The 16,509-nt window shown below is 67.9% G+C and carries 14 protein-coding genes and 2 tRNA genes; 11 read left to right on the forward strand and 5 right to left on the reverse strand.

Translation table 11 applies throughout. The features are described 5' to 3' along the window. Positions 1–233 precede the first annotated feature (233 nt). The 5 genes from thrB to argS are packed head-to-tail and all read right to left on the reverse strand — an operon-like array spanning position 234 to position 6,734. On the reverse strand, positions 234–1,160 hold the full coding sequence (gene thrB / locus ACLJPD_RS18155; RefSeq protein ID WP_410873457.1) for a homoserine kinase: 927 nt from the start codon (positions 1,158–1,160) through the stop codon (positions 234–236). A 25-nt stretch (positions 1,161–1,185) separates the two neighbouring features. Continuing rightward, positions 1,186–2,280, reverse strand: a complete 1,095-nt coding sequence (thrC, locus tag ACLJPD_RS18160) for a threonine synthase (RefSeq protein ID WP_410873458.1) — start codon at positions 2,278–2,280, stop codon at positions 1,186–1,188. Further along, positions 2,277–3,617 (reverse strand): homoserine dehydrogenase, encoded by a 1,341-nt coding sequence (locus ACLJPD_RS18165; RefSeq protein WP_410873459.1) that lies wholly within the window; start codon positions 3,615–3,617, stop codon positions 2,277–2,279. The genes thrC and ACLJPD_RS18165 overlap by 4 nt, the downstream gene beginning before the upstream one ends. Then, the gene (gene lysA, locus ACLJPD_RS18170) at positions 3,614–5,038 is read right to left on the reverse strand and encodes a diaminopimelate decarboxylase (protein ID WP_410873460.1); all 1,425 of its coding nucleotides are present in this window, start codon (positions 5,036–5,038) and stop codon (positions 3,614–3,616) included. Before lysA ends, ACLJPD_RS18165 begins: the two co-directional genes overlap by 4 nt. A gap of 34 nt (positions 5,039–5,072) precedes the next feature. Next, on the reverse strand, positions 5,073–6,734 hold the full coding sequence (gene argS / locus ACLJPD_RS18175; protein ID WP_410873461.1) for an arginine--tRNA ligase: 1,662 nt from the start codon (positions 6,732–6,734) through the stop codon (positions 5,073–5,075). 89 nt (positions 6,735–6,823) lie between these two features. Between argS and ACLJPD_RS18180 the strand changes: the two genes are divergently transcribed. The 11 genes from ACLJPD_RS18180 (at position 6,824) to ACLJPD_RS18230 (ending at position 16,503) form a co-directional block, all read left to right on the forward strand. After that, entirely contained in the window at positions 6,824–7,711 is an 888-nt protein-coding gene (locus ACLJPD_RS18180; RefSeq protein ID WP_410873462.1) for a DUF3105 domain-containing protein, read from the forward strand. Then, positions 7,711–8,421 (forward strand): DUF305 domain-containing protein, encoded by a 711-nt coding sequence (locus ACLJPD_RS18185; RefSeq protein ID WP_410873463.1) that lies wholly within the window; start codon positions 7,711–7,713, stop codon positions 8,419–8,421. The genes ACLJPD_RS18180 and ACLJPD_RS18185 overlap by 1 nt, the downstream gene beginning before the upstream one ends. Before the next feature lie 111 nt (positions 8,422–8,532). Beyond that, a tRNA-Arg gene (locus ACLJPD_RS18190) sits at positions 8,533–8,605 on the forward strand. A 393-nt stretch (positions 8,606–8,998) separates the two neighbouring features. Next, positions 8,999–9,472, forward strand: coding sequence for a hypothetical protein (locus ACLJPD_RS18195; RefSeq protein WP_410873464.1), 474 nt, complete (start codon positions 8,999–9,001; stop codon positions 9,470–9,472). Between the two features lie 58 nt (positions 9,473–9,530). Further along, positions 9,531–10,889: a phosphohydrolase gene (locus ACLJPD_RS18200; protein ID WP_410873465.1), complete on the forward strand. Its 1,359-nt coding sequence runs from the start codon at positions 9,531–9,533 to the stop codon at positions 10,887–10,889. A gap of 93 nt (positions 10,890–10,982) precedes the next feature. Beyond that, positions 10,983–12,005: an iron ABC transporter substrate-binding protein gene (locus ACLJPD_RS18205; protein ID WP_410873466.1), complete on the forward strand. Its 1,023-nt coding sequence runs from the start codon at positions 10,983–10,985 to the stop codon at positions 12,003–12,005. Positions 12,006–12,053: 48 nt separating this feature from the next. Then, complete coding sequence (locus tag ACLJPD_RS18210; RefSeq protein WP_410873467.1) at positions 12,054–13,559, forward strand: ABC transporter permease; 1,506 nt, start codon at positions 12,054–12,056, stop codon at positions 13,557–13,559. A gap of 43 nt (positions 13,560–13,602) precedes the next feature. After that, on the forward strand, positions 13,603–14,661 hold the full coding sequence (locus ACLJPD_RS18215; protein WP_410873468.1) for an ABC transporter ATP-binding protein: 1,059 nt from the start codon (positions 13,603–13,605) through the stop codon (positions 14,659–14,661). Between the two features lie 65 nt (positions 14,662–14,726). Then, a tRNA-Cys gene (locus ACLJPD_RS18220) sits at positions 14,727–14,798 on the forward strand. A 39-nt stretch (positions 14,799–14,837) separates the two neighbouring features. Beyond that, entirely contained in the window at positions 14,838–15,425 is a 588-nt protein-coding gene (locus tag ACLJPD_RS18225) for a MarR family winged helix-turn-helix transcriptional regulator (RefSeq protein ID WP_410873469.1), read from the forward strand. A 25-nt stretch (positions 15,426–15,450) separates the two neighbouring features. After that, positions 15,451–16,503, forward strand: a complete 1,053-nt coding sequence (locus ACLJPD_RS18230) for a hypothetical protein (RefSeq protein WP_410873470.1) — start codon at positions 15,451–15,453, stop codon at positions 16,501–16,503. Positions 16,504–16,509 lie beyond the last annotated feature (6 nt).

Genomic DNA, 16,509 nt, shown 5'->3' on the forward strand with positions numbered 1-16,509 from the left:
TCGAGGGTTCCGTTCCGTAGACCCGGCACCATATGCCGAGCTCGGATTATGCGTCCATGTTCGACGCCTGTGCCGTACTACCCGCCGCGGGAGGACCGGAGGCCTTCGCCACCAGAAGACAGTGGTGAGGGGAGCGATTGCCCTGATGATGCACCGGCGTCTGATGCGCGCACGATGTACGGACCTGCCCAGAATAGCTGCCTATTGCGAACAACGGCAAGGCAGGCACGCCGTCAGTTGATCGATACCCCGTCCGCAATCCCCGGTTCGACCACACGCAGACCGTCCGATTCGGCCTGTTTGCGCAGGTCATCGGGGAATTCTTCGGTGGTCAGGGCGAGAATTGTCGGGCCGGCGCCCGAGACCGTCGCCGCGATACCCGCGTCACGCAGTCGCGCGATCCACTGGGTTGTCAGCGGTAGCGCGGGTGCACGCTGGGTCTGGTGCAACCGGTCGGCGGTGGCCGACATCAGCAGATCGGGGCGCTCGGTGAGCGCGACGACGGCCAGCGCCGCCCTGCTCACGTTGAACGCCGCGTCGCCGTGGGGCACCTGCTCGGGCAGCAGCCCGCGGGTGTGCGCGGTGGAGGAGCGCTCCTGCGGGATCAGCACCACGGGACGCAGCGCGGGCGCCGGGTTGAGCCGCACCGCCCGGTAGTCGCGGGCCTGCGCGGCATCGGTTTCGGTCCACGACACCACGATTGCGCCGAGCACGCTGGCGGCGGCGTTGTCGGGGTGGCCTTCGAACTCCGAGGCGAGCTGCACCAGCCGGTCGGCGTCCATGCGCAGCGCGGGGTCGAACTTCGCGGCCAGCCCCGCTCCCGCGGCCAGGCCGCCGACCACGGCCGACGCGCTGGAACCCAGCCCGCGCGAGTGCGGGATCACGTTGCGGCACACCACGTCGAGTCCGTCGGCCCACACACCCAGCGATTCCAGTCCGCGCTCGATCGCGCGAACCACCAGATGCGTTGGGCCCCATGGCACGTCGTCGGCGCCTTCGCCCTCGACCCGAATGTCGAGTCCCGATTCGGTGGTGCGCACCACGATTTCGTCGTAGATGCCCAATGCCATTCCCAGACAATCGAACCCGGGACCGAGATTGGCCGTCGAGGCGGGAACACGCACGGTCACTTCGAGACCGGCGGGCAGAGTCGCTGTCATCAGCGTGGGCTCTGGTGCGGCCAACTCAGGCCAGCTCGAGTTCACGGGCGACGGCGATCGGGTCGACGGCGATCGGCTTGACCTCGGGCATTCCGGCCAGCGCGTTGTCGGGGTCCTTGAGACCGTTGCCGGTGACAGTGCACACAACGGTCAGGCCCGAATCCAGCCAGCCCTCCTTGCGCGCGGCCAGCAGACCGGCGACGCTCGCGGCCGACGCGGGCTCGACGAACACGCCCTCTTTCGCGGCGACGAGGCGGTAGGCGTCCAGGATCTCGTCGTCGGTGGCCGCGCGGAACGCACCACCGGACTGCTCCTTGGCTTCCATCGCACCGTTCCACGACGCCGGGGCACCGATCCGGATGGCGGTCGCGATGGTCTCCGGGTCCTTCACCGGCGCACCGTTGACCAGCGGCGCGGCACCGGCGGCCTGCACACCGAGCATGCGCGGCAGCACCGAGGTGATGCCGTCGGCGTGGTATTCGCGGTATCCGCGCCAGTAGGCGGTGATATTGCCCGCGTTACCGACCGGCAGCACGTGCACATCCGGCGCCTTGCCGAGCACATCGCAGATCTCGAACGAGGCGGTCTTCTGGCCTTCGATACGCGCCGGGTTCACCGAGTTCACGAGGCCGACCTGCGGGAACTCCGCGGTCACCTTGCGCGCCAGCTCGAGACAGTCGTCGAAGTTGCCCTCGACCTGGATGATCTTGGCGCCGAGCATCACGGCCTGGGCCAGCTTGCCCATCGCGATCTTGCCCTGCGGGATCAGCACCGCGCATTCCATGCCGGCGCGGGTGGCGTACGCCGCGGCCGAGGCCGAGGTGTTACCGGTCGACGCGCACAGCACGGCCTGCTGGCCGCGGTACTTGGCGTCGGTCATCGCCATGGTCATGCCGCGGTCCTTGAACGAACCCGTTGGGTTGGCACCCTCGACCTTGAGGTACACCTCGCACCCGGTGAGCTCGGACAGGTACGGCGCGGGGACCAGCGGGGTACCGCCCTCGAACAGGGTCACCGGCTCCCAGTCGGCCGCACCGGCCAGGCGGTCGCGGTAGGCAGCGATCAGACCGGGCCAGCGCGAGTGCACGCCGGTCTGGGGGGCGATGCCGGTGGAGCTCATTCTTCTGTGCCTTCCAGTCTGAGAACGCTGGTCACAGCGGTGACGGATTCCATGTCCGCCAGTACCGCGACAGTATCTGCCAGCGACGACTCCACCGCATGGTGGGTGACGACCACGAGCCGGGCGCCGTCGCCGTGGCCCTGCTGACGCACCGTCGAGATGCTCACCCCGTGCTGGGCGAAGGTGTCGGCGACCGCGGCGAGCACGCCGGGACGGTCCTCCACCTGCAGGTTCACGTGGTAGCGGGTGGGGGTGTCACCGATCGGTGCGATCGGCAGCTCGGCATAAACCGATTCGCCGGGCGCGCGACCACCGTAGAACTTGTTGCGCGCGGCCATCACCAGGTCACCGAGCACCGCCGACGCGGTGGGGGCGCCACCGGCACCCTGCCCGTAGAACATCAGGCGACCGGCGTTGTCGGCTTCGACGACGACGGCGTTGAACGCGCCGTTGACCGAGGCCAGGGGGTGCTTGCGCGGGATGAGCGCCGGATAGACGCGCACCGAGACGCGATCCTTGCCGCCCTGCTCCAGCGTCGGCTCGCCCGGACCGGCCGAGACGCGCTCACAGATGGCGAGCAGCTTCACCGTGCAGCCGACGGCCGATGCGGTCTCCAGGTCTTCGGCGGTGATCTTGGAGATGCCCTCGCGGTAGACATCCGCCGCGGTCACGCGGGTGTGGAAGGCCAGCGAAGCCAGGATCGCGGCCTTGGCGGCGGCGTCGTAGCCCTCCACATCGGCGGTGGGGTCGGCTTCGGCGTAGCCGAGCGCGGTGGCCTCGGCGAGCACGTCATCGTAGGCGGCGCCGGTCTCGTCCATCGCGGAGAGGATGAAGTTGGTGGTGCCGTTGACGATGCCGACGACCTTGTTCACCCGGTCACCCGAGAGCGACTGGATCAGCGGCCGGACCACCGGGATGGCACCGGCGACGGCGGCCTCGAAGTACAGGTCGGCGCGGCTGCCTTCGGCGGCGGCGGCGAGTTCACCGGTGTAGTCGGCCAGCAGCGCCTTGTTGGCGGTGACAACGGACTTGCCCGCGTTGAGGGCGTCGCCGATCAGCTTGCGGGCGGGGTCGATGCCGCCCATGACCTCGACGACCAGGTCCACATCGTCGCGGGCGACGAGCGCGGCGGCATCGGTGGTGAGCAACTCAGCGGGCAGACCGCGGTCCTTGCTGATGTCGCGCACCGCGACACCGCGCAGCACGAGCGGCGCACCGATCCGCGAACGCAGGTCATCGGCGTGATCGCGCAGCACGCGAACCACCTCGGTACCGACAGTGCCCATCCCGAGCACGGCTACGCCGAGCGGGCGCCCCGCATCTTTGGTGCCGTTCATTCTTCCACCTCCAGGCTGAGCAGGTCCGCCACCGTTTCCCGGCGCAGAATCAGTCGCGCCGCACCGTCACGCACCGCGACCACGGCGGGCCGGGTGAGCAGGTTGTAGCGGCTCGACATCGAATAGCAGTACGCACCGGTCGCCGCGACGGCCACCAGGTCACCGGGGGCCGCGTCGGCGGGAATCCAGGTGTCACGAATGACGATATCGCCACTCTCGCAATGCTTTCCGACCACGCGCGCGACGACCGCATGAGCGTCCGACGAACGCGAGACCAGACGACAATCGTAGTCGGCCTGGTACAGCGCGGGGCGGATATTGTCGCTCATCCCACCGTCCACGCTGACGTAGCGACGGCGCGCGCCACCGTCGAGTTCGACATCCTTGATGGTGCCGACCTCGTACAGGGTGACGGTGCCCGGGCCCGCGATGGCGCGACCCGGTTCCACGGCGATGGTCGGCTCGGGCAGCCCGGCACGGGCGGCTTCGGCGGCGACCAGGGCGCGCAGGTTGGTGGCGAACTCGCCAAGCGGCGGCGGATTGTCGCTCGGCAGGTACGAAATACCGAGGCCGCCACCGAGATCCAGCGTCGAGATCTGTGCGGTGCGGTCGATGCCGAACTTGTCGATGGCCTCGCGCAGCAGGCCGAGCATGCGGCGCGCGGCGATCTCGAAGCCGTCGAGTTCGAAGATCTGCGAGCCGATGTGGCTGTGCAGACCGACCAGGCGCAGGTTGTCGGCCTCGAAGACGCGGGCGAGGGCTTGCATGGCGTCGCCACCGGCGATCGAGAAACCGAACTTCTGGTCCTCGTGCGCGGTGGAGATGTACTCGTGGGTGTGCGCTTCGACGCCGACGGTCACGCGGACCAGCACGTCCTGCACCACACCCGCCGCGCCGGCGACCGCCTCGAGCCGCTCGATCTCGTAGAGCGAGTCGACAACCACGTGCCCGACCCCGGCCGCGACAGCCGCTTCGAGCTCGACGACGGCTTTGTTGTTGCCGTGCAACGCGATTCGCTCCGCCGGGAAACCCGCGTGCAAAGCCACCGCCAGCTCGCCACCGGAGCACACGTCGAGGGAAAGGCCCTCGTCACGGATCCAACGCGCTATCTCACCGCACAGGAACGCCTTCGACGCGTAGTGCACGCGGGCGTTCGACCCGAACGCGGCGACCATGTCGCGGCAGCGCGAGCGGAAGTCGTCCTCGTCGATCACGAACAGCGGCGTGCCGTACTGCTCGGCGAGTTCGGTGACGGGCACGCCCGCCAGCCGGACCACACCGTCGTCACCGCGCGAGGCATTGCGCGGCCATACGTTCGCGGGAAGGTCGATCATCTCCCGCGGATCGGTCGGGCGCTCGGCCAGACTCGGGGCGTGCGGGATCTCTGCGTGCCGGGGACCGGCCGGGTGTGCACCACTCATCGTTGTGCGTCCTTCCTGGAAAGTCTGTGGGAGCTCACATGCGCTCCGGTGCGCTCACGCCGAGCAGGGCGAGGCCGTTGGCCAGTACCTGGCGGGTCGCCTTGACCAGTTCGAGGCGGGCCGCGTTGAGCCCGGTGACGGCGTCGTCACCCTTGGGGAGCACGCGCATGTCGTCGTCGGACTGGAACGGGTGGTAGACCCCGGCCAGTTCTTCGAGGTAACGGGCGACGCGGTGCGGTTCGCGGGTGTCGGCGGCGGTGGCGACCACGCGCGGGAAGTCACCGAGGGTGCGGATCAGATCACCTTCGCGCGCGGAGGTCATCAACGCGAAATCCGGTGCTACCGAAGCGAATTCGGCGAACTTCGCGGCATTGCCGATGATGTTGTTGGTCCGCGCGTGCGCGTACTGGACGTAGTAGACCGGGTTCTCGCTGCTCGCCTTGGTCCACAGATCGAGGTCGATGTCGATGCTCGAGTTGACCGAGGAACGCACCAGCGAGTACCGGGCCGCGTCGACGCCGATCTGCTCGACCAGGTCGTTGAGCGTGACCACGGTGCCCGCGCGCTTGCTCATCTTCACGGCGACGCCGTCCTTGAGGAGGTTCACCATCTGCCCGATCAGCACCTCGACGGTGTCGGGGTTGTCACCGAACGCGGCCGCGGCGGCCTTCAACCGGCCGATGTAGCCGTGGTGGTCGGCGCCGAGCATGTAGATGGCCAGGTCGAAGCCGCGGCCGCGCTTGTTCTGGAAGTAGGCGATGTCACCGGCGATGTAGGCGGCATTGCCGTCGCTCTTGAGGACCACGCGGTCCTTGTCGTCGCCGTATTCGGTGCTGGCGATCCACCACGCACCGTCCTTCTCGTACAGGTTGCCCGAGTTCTTGAGCTGCTCGACGGCCTGTTCCACGGCACCGGAGGCGAACAGTTCGCTCTCGTTGAAGTACACGTCGAAGTCGGTGCCGAACTCGTGCAGGTCCGCGCGGATCTGGGCGAACATCTGCTGCACGCCCTCGCTGCGGAACACCTCGTGCCGCTCGTCGGCGGGCAGGGTGAGCACCTCGGGATGCGCGGCCACGATGCCCGCGCTGATCTCGGAGATGTACTCGCCCGCGTACCCGTCCTCGGGGGTCGGCTCACCGAGCGCGGCCGCGACCAGCGACTTCGCGAAGCGGTCGATCTGCGCGCCGTGGTCGTTGAAGTAGTACTCCCGCGTCACGTCGGCGCCCTGAGCGGCCAGGATGCGACCCAGCGCGTCACCGACGGCGGCCCAGCGGGTGCCACCGAGGTGCACCGGACCGGTCGGGTTCGCCGAGACGAATTCGAGGTTGATCTTCGTGCCCGCCAGCGCGAAGCCGGTGCCGTAGATCTCCCCCGCGGCCAGGATCTGGCTCACGATCGCGCCCTGCGCCGAGGCGGCGAGACGGATGTTCAGGAAGCCCGGCCCAGCGATCTCGGCCACATCGATGCCCTCGGCGGCAGACAGCGCCTCGGCCAGCCAACCGGCCAGTTCGCGCGGGTTGGTTCCGACCCGCTTGGCCACCTGCATGGCCACATTCGTGGCATAGTCGCCGTGTTCGGGGTTGCGCGGACGCTCCACTGTGACCTGCTCGGGCAGGACCGACGAGTCCAGTCCGCGTTCGACAAGCACCTTCGCCGCGGTGGTACGAAGGAGATCTGCAAGGTCAGCTGGAGTCACGAGTCTCTATCCTATTGGCTGGGCCCCTTGCAACCACGACCGCCCGCCACGAACCCACCGATCCACACGTCGAGAGAGCACAAGCAGCGATGCCGAGTAGGACCAGCGCCACATCAGCCAAGGCCGTGCGGGCCGCGGGGAAGTCGTCTCCGTCCCGCAAGACCCGCAAGGGCAACCTTCCGGGTAGGAAGCGCGACACCCCATGGGCCCTGATCGGTGCCGGCGTTGCCATCGTCGCGCTGGTCGGTCTGCTCGCCTACAGCCTGGTGCCCAAGTACATGGACCAGGCCGCCATCCGCGAGGCCCAGACCGATCTCAAGGAATGGGTGCCGTCCAAGGAGAACCAGGACCCGTCCGCGAAGATCGCGGGCGTCGTGAAGGCGGAGTACCCCGCCGGTCTGCACGTGACCCCTGAGCAGCGCGTGGCCTACGACAAGACACCCGCCTTCGGTGGTCCGCACGACGGCGCGTGGGCCAACTGCACGGGCACCGTGTACGCCAAGCCGATCCGCATGGAGAACGCGGTGCACTCGCTCGAGCACGGCGCGGTCTGGATCGCCTACAACCCGGACAAGGTCGACTCGGCCGGTGTCGAGAAGCTGTCGAACTTCGTCAAGGGCCGTCAGTACTCGCTGATGTCGCCGTACCCGGGTCTGGACTCGGCGATCTCGCTGCAGTCGTGGGGCCACCAGCTCAAGCTGGACAACGCCGACGACGCGCGGATCAAGCAGTTCATCTCCGCCCTGCGCGAGAACCCCTACGCCTACCCCGAGGTCGGCGCGAGCTGCTCGAACCCGATCTTCGACGCGAACAACCCGCCGCCGTTCGACTCCTCGCCCTACGGTCCCGAAGCGGTTCCGATGGACGGTAAGGGCCTGACCCCGGACGCGACCGAACTCGGCGGCGGCGGCACCGGCTCGGGCATCCCCGGCCTGCCGAACATCCCGATGCCGGGCGGCCTGCCCTCGGGCCAGTAGTGAGCACGGTCGAACCCGACGACACCGCATCCGAGTCGAGCGCGCGGCGCCCGACCGGGGCGGTGCTCGTGCTCGGCGCGATCGGTCTGCTGCTGCTCGGCGCGGTGGCGGGCGTGCTGTTGCGGATGCCGTTGGAGAAGAACTCCGAACCCGAGCCCAGCGCCGTCGACATCGGCTTCAGCCAGGACATGACGGCGCATCACGCCCAAGCCGTCGACATGGCAGGCGTAGCGCTGATCGCCTCGACCGACAACGACGTGCGTCGCCTCGCCTACGACATCCTGACCACCCAGCAGAACCAGATCGGCCGCATGCAGGCCTGGTTGCAGCTGTGGGGCGAGTCCAACCAGAACATCGACGGCTACATGGGCTGGATGACCGACGCCCACGGCAGCGCGGGCCATCACGGTGGCACGACGGCCGAACCGGCGATGTCGGGTCCGATGCAGTCGATGCCCGGCATGGCGAGCCAGGAGGAAATGACGGCGCTGCGCCAGTCCACCGGCCCCGCCCTTGACACGATGTTCCTGCAACTGATGCTGCGCCATCACCAGGGCGGTGTCCCGATGCTCGACTACGCCGCCGAGCACGCCGACACCACCGCGGTCCGCACCTTGGCGACCATGATGGCCAAAACCCAAGCGAGCGAGTCCCAGCTGATGACCAGCATGCTCGCCACCCGCGGAGCCACCCCCCTCCCCCTCACCTGACCCCTGTGTCGGACCGGCCCAACCCCCGGTCCGACACAGTTTTTGGCGCACCGCACTCCATGCGATACGCTGTCGCTGCCCGATCGCCTCACCGCGACCGGCACCTATCCCGCCCTCGTAGCTCAGGGGATAGAGCGTCTGCCTCCGGAGCAGAAGGCCGCAGGTTCGATTCCTGCCGAGGGCACAGCAGCGAGACCCCCGACCACAAGTTGGTCGGGGGTCTTTCTCGTTCCGCGGACGGATGACAAGCCGTCACTCCGCGACGTCATAACTCCATCTTCCCTCGAAGAAGCCAGTCAACCCCGGATGCGGCCGGACTGAACCCGGAGGTTATGGTTCGCCTCGTTTGCTCGATGTTCAGGTTTGATCTCGCACGGTTCCATAGGTTTTGGGGGTCGACGCCCCCGATGACATCAGGAGCGTTGCCATGACGAATCCGCCAGAGGGACAGCCGCCCTTCAATCAACAGCCACCGGGCGAGCCGGGGATGCCATCCGGGCCGCCGGGGTATCCGCATGCGGGGTTCGGGGCTGGGGGGCCGCAGGGGCCCGAGTATCCGGATGGGCCCGATGTTTTTGTGCCGCCGCCCGCGCCGAAGAAGAAGCGGACCGGGTTGTTCGTCGGGCTCGGGATCGCGGCGTTGGTGGTGGTCGGGGTGCTGATCGCGGGGGTCGTGCTGACCTTGCAGGGGCGCACACCGCTGTCGTCGGACGAGAAGAAGATCGATGTGGCTGTGCGCGATTTCTACGACACTCTCGATGCCGACGGGTTCATCGCCGCCGCCGGTTTGGCGTGCCAGGCCGACCGGACCGAGATCGACAATCTCACCACCGAGCAGCGTGAGCAGTTCGACAAGGCGACGGTGCAGGTGAGCATCGATGAGGTGAAGGACATCGTCATCACCGGTGACGATGCGAAGGCGACGGTGGTCGGTCAGCTGACGTTGTCGGTGGAGGGCGAGGAGCCCGATACCGAGTCCAGCACCGAGGAGCATCTCACCAAGGAAGACGGCACCTGGAAGATCTGCTCGGCACCGGCCAACAAACACTGATCGAACACCCGGTGACGCCTGCCGGTTTCGCCTCGAACCGGTATTAGCCTCGACAGACATGGGCTGCTGTGGAGCGTCACGCCGAACGGTACTCGCCGCCTCCGCGGGAGCGGCGTTGGTCGCGGCGCTCCCGATTCCGGTAGCAGCACAACCGAATCCACTGATAGCGCTCGATCTGGAAATCGTCACCGTGACCGAACGTGGCGTGGTGCTGACCTGGACCACGTTCGGTCTCGACGCCGCTGGTCGGCCGATTCCGGTTCCCGCGAACTCCGAAGTTCGCCTGGCCCCGGCTGATTCACCCCGCGAGCCGATCACCGTGTACCTCGACGACACCCGGACCCCGTACCACTACGCCGAGATCGATGACCTCGAACCCGGCCGCCCGTACCGGTTCCTCGCCCAGTCCGATGGAATTCGCGCCCTACCCGCTCCTACGCTGACCACCGCATCACCCGGTGCGCCCGAGTCACGGGGTGAATTCACCACTCTCCCGGCGCCTCCCGGTCGCTTACTGCACACCATCGCCCTGGCCAACGACGTGCACTACGGCGAAACGGTGAGCGGCATCGTGATCGCCGGTTTCCCGCCCGGGTTCCAGAGCGACCCACCGTATCCGCGGTTCATGCTCGACGCCCTCCTCGATGACGCCCGCGCCCGCGACGCCTCGCTCCTGCTGGTGGCAGGCGACTTGACCAGCGAGGCCACCGCCGACGAATCACGCGCCGTCCGAGCACATCTCGACACCTGGGGCGTCCTCGGCACCGACTACCTGGTGGCCCGCGGCAACCACGACCGCCCCCACCAGGGTTACCCTGAATGCACCGACTGCTGGGGCGAGCACTTCCTCCCTCGCCAGCACATGACCGAACATCACCTCGGTGACCTGCGCATTCTCGGCCTCGACACCAGTGCCCCCGCGGCGTCGGGAGGTGTCATCGACCGCCCCCAGCTCGACACCCTCGCCCACACGCTGCGTGCCGACCCGGACCGACCCACTCTCGTCTTCGGCCACCACCCCGTCACCGCGGAGTCCGGCCGCACCAATATCGGCGGTCCCGGCTTCATCCTCGACCGCGCGACCGCCATCGAACTACAAACGCTCTACCAGCAGGCGCCTGGCGTCTTCCTGCACCACAGCGGCCATACCCACCGAACCCGACGCACCCGACCGGACCTGCCGTGCGACGTGGAATTCCTGGAAGTCGGTGCGGTGAAGGAATATCCGGGCGGCTACTGCCTCCTGCGCATCTACGAGGGTGGCTATCGGGTCAACTTCTACAAGACCCGCACCGAGGAAGCCCGTCGCTGGAGCAGCCTGACCCGCGGCCAGTATTTCGGCACCGCGCCGGACTATCTCCTCGGCACGATCGAGGACCGCAATCACGCCGTCACCCGGGATCTCTCCGGCCTCTGATTCGCCCGTCGCGTGCATCCGCGCACGTCACGCGAGGTACCTTCCGTAGGTAAGCCTCATCATAGGATGGGGATCCTTACTGGAAGGACACCGATGACCTCGCGCAGTTGGCAACCTCTGGCAGGACTGATGGCGGTCGCCGTGGCGGCGCTCGGTGTCAGCGCCTGCTCTTCCTCCTCGGGCAGCGCCGACGAGATCACCGTCTACAACGCCCAGCACGAGTCGCTCACCAAGGAGTGGGCAGCGGCGTTCACCGAGGAGACCGGCATCAAGGTCACCCTGCGCCAGGGTGGTGACACCGCGCTGGGCAATCAGCTCGTCGCTGAGGGCGCCAACTCCCCCGCCGCCGCCTTCCTCACCGAGAACTCCCCCGCCATGGCGCTGGTGGAGAACGCCGGCCTGTTCGCCGACGTCGACAAGGCGACCCTCGACCAGGTGCCCAGCCAGTACCGACCGTCCACTGGCAAGTGGACCGGGGTCGCCGCTCGCGCAACGGTTTTCGTCTACAACAAGGACAAGCTCCAGACCGCCGGGTTGCCGGCTTCGCTGTTGGACCTCGCGCAGCCGCAGTGGCGGGGTCGCTGGGCGGCGGGGACTTCCGGCGCCGATTTCCAGGCGATCGTGGCAGGTCTGCTCGCGCTGAAGGGCGAGGACGTCACCCGCTCCTGGCTGCAGGGCATGAAGGCCAACGCGACCAGCCTGCAGAACAACGTCGCGACCATGAAGGCGGTCAACGCGGGCAACCCCGACGGCGGCGTGATCTACCACTACTACTGGTACCGCGACCAGGCCAAGACCAAGGAGGGCAGCGCCGACACCGCGCTGCACTACTTCAAGAACCAGGACCCCGGCGCCTTCGTGAGCGTGTCGGGCGGCGGTGTGCTGAAGTCGAGCAAGAAGCAGGAATCGGCGCAGAAGTTCCTGGCCTTCATCACGGGCAAGAAGGGCCAGGAAGTGCTGCGCGACGGCGATTCGATGGAATACCCCGTCGCCAGTGACGTGGCCGCGAACCCCGCGCTGCCACCACTGGCCGATCTGCAGGCGCCCGCGATCGATCCGAGCAAGCTCGACGCGAAGAAGGTCACCCAACTGATGACCGAGGCCGGGCTGCTGTAGGTGCGCGCCGCCCACACGAGGAGAACACCCCGGGTCGGTCGCCCCGGGGTGTTCGTCACGCTCGTCGCGCTGGCGCTGACAGCGGCGACGTTCGTGCCGCTGGGTTACATCGTCTCGGTGCTGTTCGACACCGGGTTGAGTGAGGCTGCCGCGCTGGTTTTCCGGCCGCGCGTGGGTGAGCTGCTGAAGAACACCGCGCTGCTGGTGGTGTGGACGGTGCCGGTGTGTGTGGTGCTCGGGATCGGGCTCGCGTGGCTGGTGGAACGCACCGATGTGCCGGGGCGGGGGTTGTGGGGGCCGGTGTTGGTCGCGCCGCTGGCGGTGCCCGCGTTCGTCAACAGTTATGGGTGGGTGAGCGTTTTCCCGTCGATGCACGGGCTGTCGGCGGCCGTCATCGTCGCGACCATGTCGTATTTTCCGCTGGTGTACCTGCCGGTCGCGGCCACGCTGCGCAGGCTCGATCCGGCGATCGAGGAATCGGCGCGCGCCCTCGGCTCGGGCCCGGTCGAGGTGTTCTGGCGAATCACATTGCCGCAGTTGCGATTAGCGGTGCTCGGTGGCGGACTGCTGATCGGGCTGCATCTGCTCGCCGAATACGGCGCGTTCGTGATGCTGCGTTTCGACACGTTCACCACAGCGATCTTCGAGCAGTACCAGAGCAGTTTCGCCGGACCGGCGGGCAGCATGCTGGCGGGGGTGCTCGTGCTGTGCTGCCTGGCGTTACTCGGTGGCGAGTCGCTGCTGCGCGGCAACGCTCGCTACGCCCGACTGGGCGGTGGTGCGGCACGCGCCGGGCAGCCGATCGCGTTGGGTGGGCTGCGGATGCCGCTGTTGGGGGTGCTCGCGGTGGTGGTGGTCGGCGCGCTGGGTGTGCCGCTGTGGACGATCGGGCGCTGGCTGTGGCTCGGCGGTTCGGCGGTGTGGGATTCCGTGGAAATCGGTGCCGCACTGGGTCAAACGATCGGACTGGCTGCCGCGGCCGCCTTGGTCACCACGCTGTGCGCGTTCCCGGTCGCCTGGATCGCGGTGCGCTCGACGAGTTCCTTCGCCCGCCCGATCGAGGGCGCGAACTACATCACCAGTTCACTGCCCGGCATCGTGATCGCCCTGGCCCTGGTCACGGTCACCATCCGTTGGACACCGCCGCTGTACCAAACGGTGTCGCTGGTCGTGATCGCCTACGTGCTGATGTTCTTGCCGCGTGCGCTGGTGAGCGTGCGAGCAGGTCTCGCGCAGGTGCCGGTCGGCCTCGAGGAGGTGTCGCGTTCGCTGGGCGAATCAGCATCGACCACCTTCTTCCGGGTGACAGTACGTATGACAGCACCCGCCGCCGCGTCGGCTGCCGCGCTCGTCTTCGTGGCGGTATCAACTGAACTCACCGCCACGCTGCTCCTCGCACCGACCGGCACGCGCACCTTGGCCATGCAGTTCTGGGCGAAGTCGGGCGAACTCGACTACGCGGCCGCCGCACCTTATGCGTTGATCATGATCATCGCCGCCATCCCGGTCACCTACCTGCTGTTCACGCAGTCACGAAAGGCAGCGGGAGTATGAACGACCAGTACGAAGGATCTCGTGTATTCCGGGAGGACGCGGTATGAGTCGCCTTGTCGTCGAGCGGGTTTCGAAGAGCTTCGGTGCCACCAAGGTTCTCGACAACATCGATCTCGATGTACCCGACGGCACGGCAGCGGCAGTGGTCGGCGCGTCCGGCTGCGGCAAGACAACACTGCTGCGGGTGATCGCCGGATTCGAGGGCCCTGATTCGGGTTCGGTGCAGCTCGGATCGGAAACTGTTGTGCGTCAGGGTCTTTGCGTTCCACCGCAGCGCAGGCGAATCGGTTACGTCGCGCAGGACGGCGCCCTGTTCCCGCATATGAGCGTCGCCGACAATATCGCCTATGGCCTGCACACCGGCCTGCGCGGCGTCCTCGATCGCCTGCGCCCGGGCGACGACCACCCCCGCATCACCGAATTACTCGCCATGGTCTCGCTCACCCCCGACTACGCCGCCCGCTTGCCCCACCAACTCTCCGGTGGCCAGCAACAGCGCGTGGCGCTGGCGCGCGCACTCGCCCGCGAACCCGACCTCATGCTCCTCGACGAACCGTTCAGCGCCCTCGACACCGGCCTACGCGCCACTACCCGCCAAGCCGTCGCCGACACCCTGCGCGCCGCGGGCATGACCAGCATCCTGGTCACCCACGATCAGGAGGAAGCGCTCAGCTTCGCCGAACAGGTCGCCGTCATGCGCGCGGGCCGATTCACCCAGGTCGGCCCGCCCCAGCAGGTCTATCACCAGCCCGCCGACCTGTTCACCGCCCGGTTCCTCGGCGACTGCGTCCTGCTCGATGCCCTCTGCGAAGCCGACACCGCCAAGTCCGCTCTCGGCCCCGTCCCGGTCCAACGCGACGCCCCCACCGGCCAAGTGACCCTGATGATCCGTCCCGAACAACTCGCCGCCCAGGTGATCGCCGACGACGAACCGCACTCCGGCCTCGTCACCGCCATCGACTTCCGCGGCCCCGACGTCATCGTGACCATCGAGCTAGCCGAGGGCGCGGGCACCGTCCGCGTCCGCCGCACCGGCATCGACGCCCCCACCCCCGGAGACCGCGTCCGCCTCACCGTCCACGGCCCCGCCGTCGCCTACTGACATTGCGATCACCCTGATCGCAACCCTCGCCGTAACCACCCCCGCACGGCACTATCAATGCCGAGGCGGGCGTGGCTGAGTGGTTGAGGCAACGGTCTGCAAAGCCGTTTACGCGGGTTCAATTCCCGCCGCTCGCTCTGTGGGGAAAGCGGCTGGGTCGTGGAATGATCGGTTTCATGTCACGGCCCAGACCGCTCTCCCAAGATCCCATCGCCGAGGCCTACCGGCAGTGGGTCGCCCACGGTTGGGAGTCGGTCGCCGATGGGATGGCGCTGGTGACCTCGCTGGTTCGGGCGCAGCAGATCGTGATGGCGCGGGTGGACGAGGCGCTCAAACCGTCCGGGTTGACGTTCTCGCGCTACGAACTGCTGCAGTTGCTCAGTTTCAGCAAGACCGGCGCCCTGCCGATGGCCAAGGCGAGCGCGCGGCTGCAGGTGCATCCGACGAGCGTGACCAATACCGTCGATCGACTTGAAGCGGCCGGGCTTGCGGTTCGTGTACCGCACCCCAGCGATCGTCGGGCAACTCTCATCGAAATCACCAGTGCGGGCAGGAAATCTGTCGCCGAGGCGACGGCAGCATTGAACGCCGAGGTGTTCGCCGAGCCGGGCCTACCCGCCGACCAGGGCCGCAACCTGTTACGACTGCTGGCACAGTTCCGTCACGACGCCGGCGATTTCGAGGCCGACGACCCCGAAAACCTCGCATTCCACGCGACCTGGCAATCGACGGGAGAATCTTCGGCCGATCCCCTTGGCAGCTAGCGCGAAAGGGTCCACGATGTAGCCCATGGTGCTGATCCTCGGGGTTTCGGCGGGCGCGGGTGGAGCCCGTGCCGTGCTGACCCATTCCGATCAGCCACACATGCCGCCCATCGACCGGATCCACGTGCCGCGCCGGGCAGGCGGCTCCATCGAGGAACCGGTCCTCACCGCGATCCATCGCATGCGCGCGGCGGCGGCCGAACGCGACGAGTACATCTCCGGCACCGCCGTCACCTGCCGCAGCGAGCTCCAGGCCGACGCGATCAGGGCCGCCGCGGGCCGAGCCGACTTCGCGATCGTCGACGAACCACTGGCCCAGTTGCGCTACCTGCGCTTCACCGGCCTGCTGCCCGCCACCGACTCGGTGCTGCTCTACGACCTCGGCAGTTCCGGCCTGACCATCACCCATGCCGATTGCCGCACCGAAACGATCCTCGCGGGCAAGCGCAGCACCGTCCTCAGCGGCAACGGCTATGACGCACTCCTGCGCTGGCAACTCGCACGCAGCGGCATCTCCACCGATGCGCACGCCAGCCGCGAACACCGAGAATCGTTGAGCCGCACCAGAGTTGTCACCGCGGCCGATGCCGACACCGGCGGCCGCACGGTACTCACGCGCAGCGATCTGGCCGCGTTGTGCGAAGCGGGACTGCATCATTCGGCCTCGTTCGTGCGCCTGCTGATCGAGGAGACCGGTGTGCAGCCGGGAGCGCTGGCGCTGCTCGGTGGCTGCAGCCGCAACCCGAGTCTGCGCGCCGATCTGGCCCAGCTGATCGGGCTGCCGATCGTGTACGACCCTGAGCCCGAATATGTTTCGGCGCGCGGCGCGGTGCTGCTGTGCGCGCGTCGACCCTCGGCACGGTTACGTATGCCGCGACGGGGCGCGAGCGTCATCGCAGCGCCGCCGGGCGTCGGCCACCGAAAACTTCTCGCCGCGGTCGCGGTGACGGCCACCCTCGGTGGCGCCGTCGCCGGACTGCTCAGCAACGACAACTCCTCGGCGCGGTCCCCAGAGCAGGGCACCGCGCCGAGTACCGCGCACTTCATCGACGGCGCGCCGAGCTGGAAACCGAACTAGCGCGAC

The sequence above is a fragment of the Nocardia sp. A7 genome, assembly GCF_046549215.1.
Lineage (GTDB): Bacteria > Actinomycetota > Actinomycetes > Mycobacteriales > Mycobacteriaceae > Nocardia.